Source organism: Streptomyces sp. NPDC007346 (assembly GCF_040703535.1).
Taxonomy (GTDB): Bacteria; Actinomycetota; Actinomycetes; order Streptomycetales; family Streptomycetaceae; genus Streptomyces.
In genome coordinates this window covers 1-6,379 of sequence record NZ_JBEYKR010000247.1, presented here as the reverse complement: position 1 = coordinate 6,379, position 6,379 = coordinate 1, and the positions used below count along the sequence as shown (strand labels likewise).

Genomic DNA, 6,379 nt, shown 5'->3' with positions numbered 1-6,379 from the left:
GCGCCCCGGCGGGGGGAGGGGCCCACCGCCGGCCGGGCCGCTGTCGTGGTGCGAGGTGTCAGGCGCCCGCGGACTCCGTGCCCTCGGCGTCCGTCTTGCCCTCGGCCGGGGTGAGGCCCAGGCGCTCGACGAGCCACTTGTCGAACTCGATCGAGGCGCGCACCCAGCTCACCGTCGAGGAGACGAAGTGCTCCAGGCTGACGCCGGTGCCGATGAGCATCTGCGCCTCACCGATCAGCCGGACCGAGCCGGCCTCGCCCTCCTCGCCCTCGTGGGAGTGGGTGTAGACCTTGGGCCACAGGGTGCGGCGGTTCCAGTCGTCGATGGCGTCCAGGAGGACGGGACGCAGATCGAGCGCGTGGGGGCGGTCGTAGAACGTACGGACCGAGAAGACCTGCTGCTCGTCCTCGCCCCGGAACATGAAGTACGTCCGGAACTCTTCCCACGGCGCGGCGAGGTCGCCCTCGTCGTCGACGACGTACTTCAGCTCCATCTGGTCGAGGAGCTGCTTGACGAGGTCCTGGTCAGGGACGACGGGGCCCTCCGGTCCTGCCGCCTGCGGTTCGGGCTGGCCCCCGAAATTAGGAATCGAGGACGGATCGATGCTCACCGTTATTTCCCTTCGTGCGGTTGCGGCCATCCTCTCCCATGGCGGGCGGGGCATGGCAAGCCCGCGCGGCCCCTATCCGCCACAAGCTGACAGAGAGCCGGTAGGGACGGGGCCGCGCGGGCGAATGAGCACGGTGTGCGACGAGCCGTGGCCGGGTGTTACGGGGCGGGGGCCGGTGCGTCGTACGGGCCGGGACCGGGACGTTCTCACGGTCCGGGCCCGGTGCGTCATGCGGGCCGGGACCGGTGCGTCGTACGGACCGGGCCAGGTGCTCCGTAAGGGCGGGGGCCAGCGCTCCATCGGCCGGGCCGGGCCGGGGCGGGCCGGGCCGGGGCCTTACGACGCCGGCCCGCCGCTTTACGCCGCAGGCCCCACCCGCCTCCTACTCCGCGCGGCCGACGATCAGGCCGTCCTCGGCCCGGTCCACCCGTACGGTGTCGCCGTCCGTGACCTCGCCGGAGAGGATCTCCTTGGCGAGCCGGTCGCCGATCGCCGTCTGGATGAGGCGGCGCAGCGGGCGTGCCCCGTACGCCGGGTCGTTGCCCTCCTCCGCGAGCCAGGCCAGTGCCTCGGGGGTGACCTCCAGGGTGAGGCGGCGGTCGGCCAGCCGGGCCGCGAGGCGGTCGACCTGGAGCTTGGCGATGTGCGCGAGTTCGTCGCCGGAGAGCGCCGAGAAGACCACCAGGTCGTCCAGCCGGTTGACGAACTCCGGCTTGAAGGAGGCCCGTACGACATCCAGCACCCGTTCCTTCTTGGCCTCGGGCTTGACCAGGGGGTCCATCAGGAACTGGCTGCCGAGGTTGGAGGTGAGGACGAGGATGGTGTTGCGGAAGTCGACCGTGCGGCCCTGGCCGTCGGTGAGCCGGCCGTCGTCGAGGACCTGGAGCAGGATGTCGAAGACCTCGGGGTGGGCCTTCTCGACCTCGTCCAGGAGCACGACGCTGTACGGGCGGCGGCGGACGGCCTCGGTGAGCTGGCCGCCCTCCTCGTAGCCGACGTAACCGGGCGGGGCGCCGACCAGGCGGGCGACGCTGTGCTTCTCGCCGTACTCGCTCATGTCGATGCGGATCATGGCCCGCTCGTCGTCGAAGAGGAAGTCCGCCAGCGCCTTGGCCAGCTCGGTCTTGCCGACCCCGGTGGGACCGAGGAAGAGGAACGAGCCGGTGGGCCGGTCGGGGTCGGCGATCCCGGCGCGCGTACGGCGTACGGCGTCGGAGACGGCCTCCACGGCCTCACTCTGGCCGATCAGCCGCTTGCCGAGCTCGGACTCCATCCGCAGCAGCTTCTGCGTCTCGCCCTCCAGCAGCCGCCCGGCCGGGATGCCGGTCCAGGCGCCGACGACGTCCGCGATGTCGTCCGGGCCGACCTCCTCCTTGACCATGGTGTCCTTCGAGGCCTCCTGCTCCGCCTCGGCGGCCTCCTCCAACTCCCGCTCCAGGCCCGGGATCTCCCCGTACAGCAGCTTGGAGGCGGCGTCGAAGTCGCCGTCACGTTGCGCCCGTTCGGCCTGGCCGCGCAGCTCGTCCAGGCGCTCCTTGAGCTCACCGACCCGGTTGAGGCCCTGCTTCTCCTTCTCCCAGCGGGCGTTGAGGCCGCGCAGCTCCTCCTCCTTGTCGGCGAGGTCGCGGCGCAGCTTCTCCAGGCGCTGCTTGGAGGCGGGGTCGGACTCGTTCTTGAGGGCCAGCTCCTCCATGCGCAACCGGTCGACGGAGCGCTGGAGTTCGTCGATCTCCAGGGGGGAGGAGTCGATCTCCATACGGAGCCGGGAGGCGGCCTCGTCGACCAGGTCGATGGCCTTGTCGGGGAGGAAGCGGGAGGTGATGTAGCGGTCGGAGAGGGTGGCCGCGGCGACCAGCGCCGAGTCCGCGATCTGGACCTTGTGGTGGGCCTCGTAACGGCCCTTGAGGCCACGGAGGATCGCGATGGTGTCCTCGACGGACGGCTCGGCGACCAGCACCTGCTGGAAGCGGCGCTCCAGGGCCGGGTCCTTCTCGATGCGCTCGCGGTACTCGTCGAGCGTGGTCGCGCCGACCATGCGCAGCTCACCGCGGGCCAGCATCGGCTTGAGCATGTTGCCCGCGTCCATGGAGGAGTCGCCGCCCGCGCCGGCGCCGACGACGGTGTGCAGCTCGTCGATGAAGGTGATGATCTGGCCGTCGCTCTCCTTGATCTCGGAGAGGACGGTCTTCAGGCGCTCCTCGAACTCGCCGCGGTACTTCGCACCCGCGACCATCGCGCCGAGGTCGAGCGAGACGAGCCGCTTGTTCTTCAGGCTCTCGGGGACGTCACCCTTGACGATGCGCTGGGCGAGCCCCTCGACGACGGCGGTCTTGCCGACGCCGGGCTCGCCGATGAGCACCGGGTTGTTCTTCGTCCGGCGCGACAGCACCTGCACGACGCGGCGGATCTCCTGGTCGCGGCCGATGACCGGGTCCAGCTTGCCCTCGCGCGCGGCGGCCGTGAAGTCGGTGCCGAACTTCTCCAGGGCCTTGTACTGGCCCTCCGGGTCGGGGGTGGTCACGCGGCGCCCTCCCCTGCTCGTCTCGAATGCGGCCAGCAGCTTCTTGGCGGTGGCCCCCTGCCCGTCGAGGATCTCACCGGCACGCCCGCCCTTCGCGGCGATCCCGATCAGCAGGTGCTCGGTGGAGAGGTACTCGTCGCCCAGCTCCTTCGCTCGCCGGGCGGCGTCCTGGATGACGGCCAGCAGGTCACGGTTGGGCTGCGGCGGGGCGACGGTGGAGCCGGTGACGCTGGGCAGGGCCCCGAGCAGCTGCTCGGCCTGGGCGCGCACCACGGCCTGGTCGGCCTCGACGGCTGCCAGCAGGTCGATGATGTTCTCGTTGTCCTCGCCCCCCAGGAGAGCGAGCAGCAGGTGCCCGGGGGTGAGGTCGGGGTGCCCGTCCTTCACGGCCCTGTCGGTGGCCGCGTTGATGGCGTCCCGGCTCTTGTTGGTCAGCTCGGCGTCCACGTGCGCTTACTCCTCCTCGCAGCTGGGGGTCGTTCCTTGACTTCTACAACGTGCACAAAGTTGAGTCTATTCCACTCAAGGTGGTTGCGCGGCCATTCCGCGGGCGCGACCTCTCCACGGGCCCGATCCCTCCCGGACCCGGCCTATCCCCGGTCCCGGCCTCTCCCGGGCGGGGCGTTCGTGTCCGGGCGGGGCGTCGGTTCCGGGCAGGGCGTTCGTGTCCGGGCGGGGCATCGCGCCCGCGCCCCTCCGCTCCGAGTGAACCGGCCGCCGCGTCGGCCCGCCACCGCACCGGCACCCCCTGCGGCCTACGCTTCACCCATGGCAGACGTACGCAACCCCACCCCCGAGTACCTCGCGTTCTGGCGCGAGCGGCACGTGTGCACCCTGACGACGCTCCGCCCCGACGGCACACCGCACGTGGTGCCGGTGGGCGTGACGTACGACCCGGAGGCCGGGGTCGCCCGCGTGATCACCGGCAAGAACACCCGCAAGGTCGCCAACATCCTGGCCGCCGGCCCGGAGGGGGCACGGGTCGCCGTCTGCCAGATGCACCGGGCCCGCTGGGCGACGCTGGAGGGCCGCGCGACCATCCGTACGGAGCCGGAGGCCGTCGCGGACGCGGTGAGCCGTTACGCGGAGCGCTACGAGCGCACGCCGAGGCCCAACCCGGAGCGGATCGTCATCGAGATCGCCCTCGACCGGGCGCTCGGGAACGCCTGAGACCGCGCAGGCCCGGGGGGCCCGAGGCTACGCAGACACCGGGGCGCCTGAGACCGCGCAGACCTGGGGACGCCTGAGGCCAGGGAGGCCTGGGGGCGTCTGAGGCCATGGTGACCTGGGGGCGTCCGAACCACGGAGGCCTAGGAAACGCCCCAATCCCCCCCTGACCCCAGCCCCGGGCGGGAACAGCACAACGGCGCCACCGTGTTCAGGTCACGGTGGCGCCGCTGTGTGGGGGAAGCGCCGGAGCGATAGGTGACGACGGGGGAATCGCTCAGGCACTGCGGGGGGTGGCGGAAAGGGGTTCTGACGCGATCAGCTCGTGGTCCCGCTGATCGAGGTTCACAAAGATCATCCCGTACCTGACGGCGCAGCGGACCGGCTGCGGCGCGCCACGGGGGCGCCGGAGGCATCGATAGGCGCGGACGTCCTCGTCCTCTTCCATCACGACGACGATCGGCTCTCCGAACAGGGTGACCATCAACGAGTCGCCACGGCGGGGGAGTGCCGTGAGCAGATCGATGAAATGCCACCCTGAGCGATAGGCGGTTGCCATCTCGCGCCGGAAGGTGCGGTCGTCCGGCGGCGTGGTCATGCTCGGCCCTTCTCGATCGGGGCGAAGTCCCACCCCATGTCGGGCACGCCCTCGATCCCTGGAGACGACTCCGCGAGCTTCGCGGGGGCCGTGTCCCAGGCCAGGTCGGCGGGCGACAGCCCTTGGGATCGCGCGACGGTGGCCGCGCTGTCCACACCAGCCCCCTCAGGGCTCAGAGCACCGAGGGCCACGGACACAAGCCCGGCGGAGAAGGCCACGGCAAGCACCGAGCGAAGCGATTTCTTACTCATAGTGGGCTTCGTCCTCACTTCCAAGGTTTCCTCTCCCCCGCACCACAAGACGATGGCTCATCAAGGCACGTCAAACCACAGAAACGATGCATCATGTTCCTGCTGATGCATGTTCCTGGGGGGTGGAGAATTGACCACAGATAGAGCAAAAGCGACACATCCCCACTCTGTCACCACTTTGTGCGACGAGGGGGCGCGGCTCTACACGAGCGCGCTGAGCGTGGGCAAGATAGCCCGGTCCGACGCGGAAGCCGCTCCGTGTCTACTGGAGTTCGCCCTGCTGCACCCCGACCCGGACGACCCCGCCTGGCTCCGGCCCGTACCGGCATTCGCGGCACTCACACAGCGCCTGCACCCCATCGAGCGGGAGATTCAGGAGCGCAGGCGGCTCTCCATGGAGCTGGCAGAGGCATTCGAGCCCTTCATGGCCATCAGTGCCCAGGCTCCGCCGGCCACGCACTCGATCACGGTCGTCGAAGGCATCAGCCGCATCAACGCCTCCATAGAGCTGGCCCTTTCCGAGTGCCAGTCGGAGGTGCTCACCATCCAGCCCGGGGGCGGGCGCAGCGAGGTGGCGCTCAACATCGCCATGGAACGCGGAAACACGCTCATGCAGCGTGGAGTCGCCATGCGCACCCTCTATCAGCACACGGTCCGGCACAGCCAGGGCACTCTCAATTACGTGGCCCGCATGGCGGAGAGCAAGATGGAGATCCGCACCCTCGAGGAGCTGGTCGAGCGCCTCATGATCTTCGACCACACGGTCGCCTTCATCCCCGCCACGGAAGACCGGACCGTCGCCTTGGAACTGCGACATCCCGTCATCGTGAAATACCTCGTCAAGGTCTTCGAGCAGTTCTGGCACCGCGGGACCCCCTTGCAGGACCAGATTCCCTACGACCCCGGCCCGGAAGGGATTACCGGTGTCCGTCATTCCATCGCCAAGCTGTTGGTGGAGGGCCATGTGGATGAGGCCATCGCCCGCCGCCTCGGTATGAACGTACGCACCTGCCGCTCCCACATCGCCAAGCTCAGCGTCGCGCTCGGCAGCAACAGCCGGGCGCAACTGGGATATCTGATCGCACGGTCGGGGATCCTGGAATCGGATTCCTGACCGTGCGGCCGAGCCCCCGTGAGGGTGAGTACGGGGTTGGGCTGGGTCTCCTCCAGGAACGGGATGACCTGGGTGGCGCCCGCCGCATGGCCGTCGGCGGGCCCGGAGGTGAGGGTCC

General features: G+C 70.0%; 6 protein-coding genes. 2 read left to right on the top strand and 4 right to left on the bottom strand.

The genetic code is table 11. The features are described from left to right. Window positions 1-58: 58 nt before the first annotated feature. Together AB0917_RS33330 and clpB are read right to left on the bottom strand one after the other, a co-directional pair. Window positions 59-610: a YbjN domain-containing protein gene (locus AB0917_RS33330; RefSeq protein ID WP_366823454.1), complete on the bottom strand. Its 552-nt coding sequence runs from the start codon at window positions 608-610 to the stop codon at window positions 59-61. A 382-nt stretch (window positions 611-992) separates the two neighbouring features. After that, window positions 993-3,578 (bottom strand): ATP-dependent chaperone ClpB, encoded by a 2,586-nt coding sequence (gene clpB / locus AB0917_RS33325; RefSeq protein WP_366823453.1) that lies wholly within the window; start codon window positions 3,576-3,578, stop codon window positions 993-995. Between the two features lie 321 nt (window positions 3,579-3,899). Here clpB and AB0917_RS33320 point away from each other — a divergent pair, with 321 nt between their 5' ends. After that, window positions 3,900-4,301, top strand: coding sequence for a TIGR03618 family F420-dependent PPOX class oxidoreductase (locus AB0917_RS33320; protein ID WP_366823452.1), 402 nt, complete (start codon window positions 3,900-3,902; stop codon window positions 4,299-4,301). A gap of 274 nt (window positions 4,302-4,575) precedes the next feature. Here AB0917_RS33320 and AB0917_RS33315 read toward each other — a convergent pair whose 3' ends face one another. Together AB0917_RS33315 and AB0917_RS33310 are read right to left on the bottom strand one after the other, a co-directional pair. Then, a complete protein-coding gene (locus AB0917_RS33315; RefSeq protein WP_015609572.1) occupies window positions 4,576-4,896 on the bottom strand; it encodes a hypothetical protein in 321 nt (106 codons plus the stop codon). Then, window positions 4,893-5,051: a hypothetical protein gene (locus tag AB0917_RS33310; RefSeq protein ID WP_366823451.1), complete on the bottom strand. Its 159-nt coding sequence runs from the start codon at window positions 5,049-5,051 to the stop codon at window positions 4,893-4,895. Before AB0917_RS33310 ends, AB0917_RS33315 begins: the two co-directional genes overlap by 4 nt. A 205-nt stretch (window positions 5,052-5,256) precedes the next feature. Here AB0917_RS33310 and AB0917_RS33305 point away from each other — a divergent pair, with 205 nt between their 5' ends. Next, window positions 5,257-6,261: a helix-turn-helix transcriptional regulator gene (locus AB0917_RS33305; protein ID WP_366823450.1), complete on the top strand. Its 1,005-nt coding sequence runs from the start codon at window positions 5,257-5,259 to the stop codon at window positions 6,259-6,261. The last annotated feature ends 118 nt before the right edge of the window (window positions 6,262-6,379 follow it).

What these genes read in the sequence shown, in the direction of transcription:
- AB0917_RS33320 (WP_366823452.1), top strand. Translation starts at nt 3,900, where the DNA reads ATGGCAGACGTACGCAACCCCACCCCCGAGTACCTCGCGTTCTGGCGC.
- AB0917_RS33315 (WP_015609572.1), bottom strand. Translation starts at nt 4,896, where the DNA reads ATGACCACGCCGCCGGACGACCGCACCTTCCGGCGCGAGATGGCAACC.
- AB0917_RS33305 (WP_366823450.1), top strand. Translation starts at nt 5,257, where the DNA reads ATGTTCCTGGGGGGTGGAGAATTGACCACAGATAGAGCAAAAGCGACA.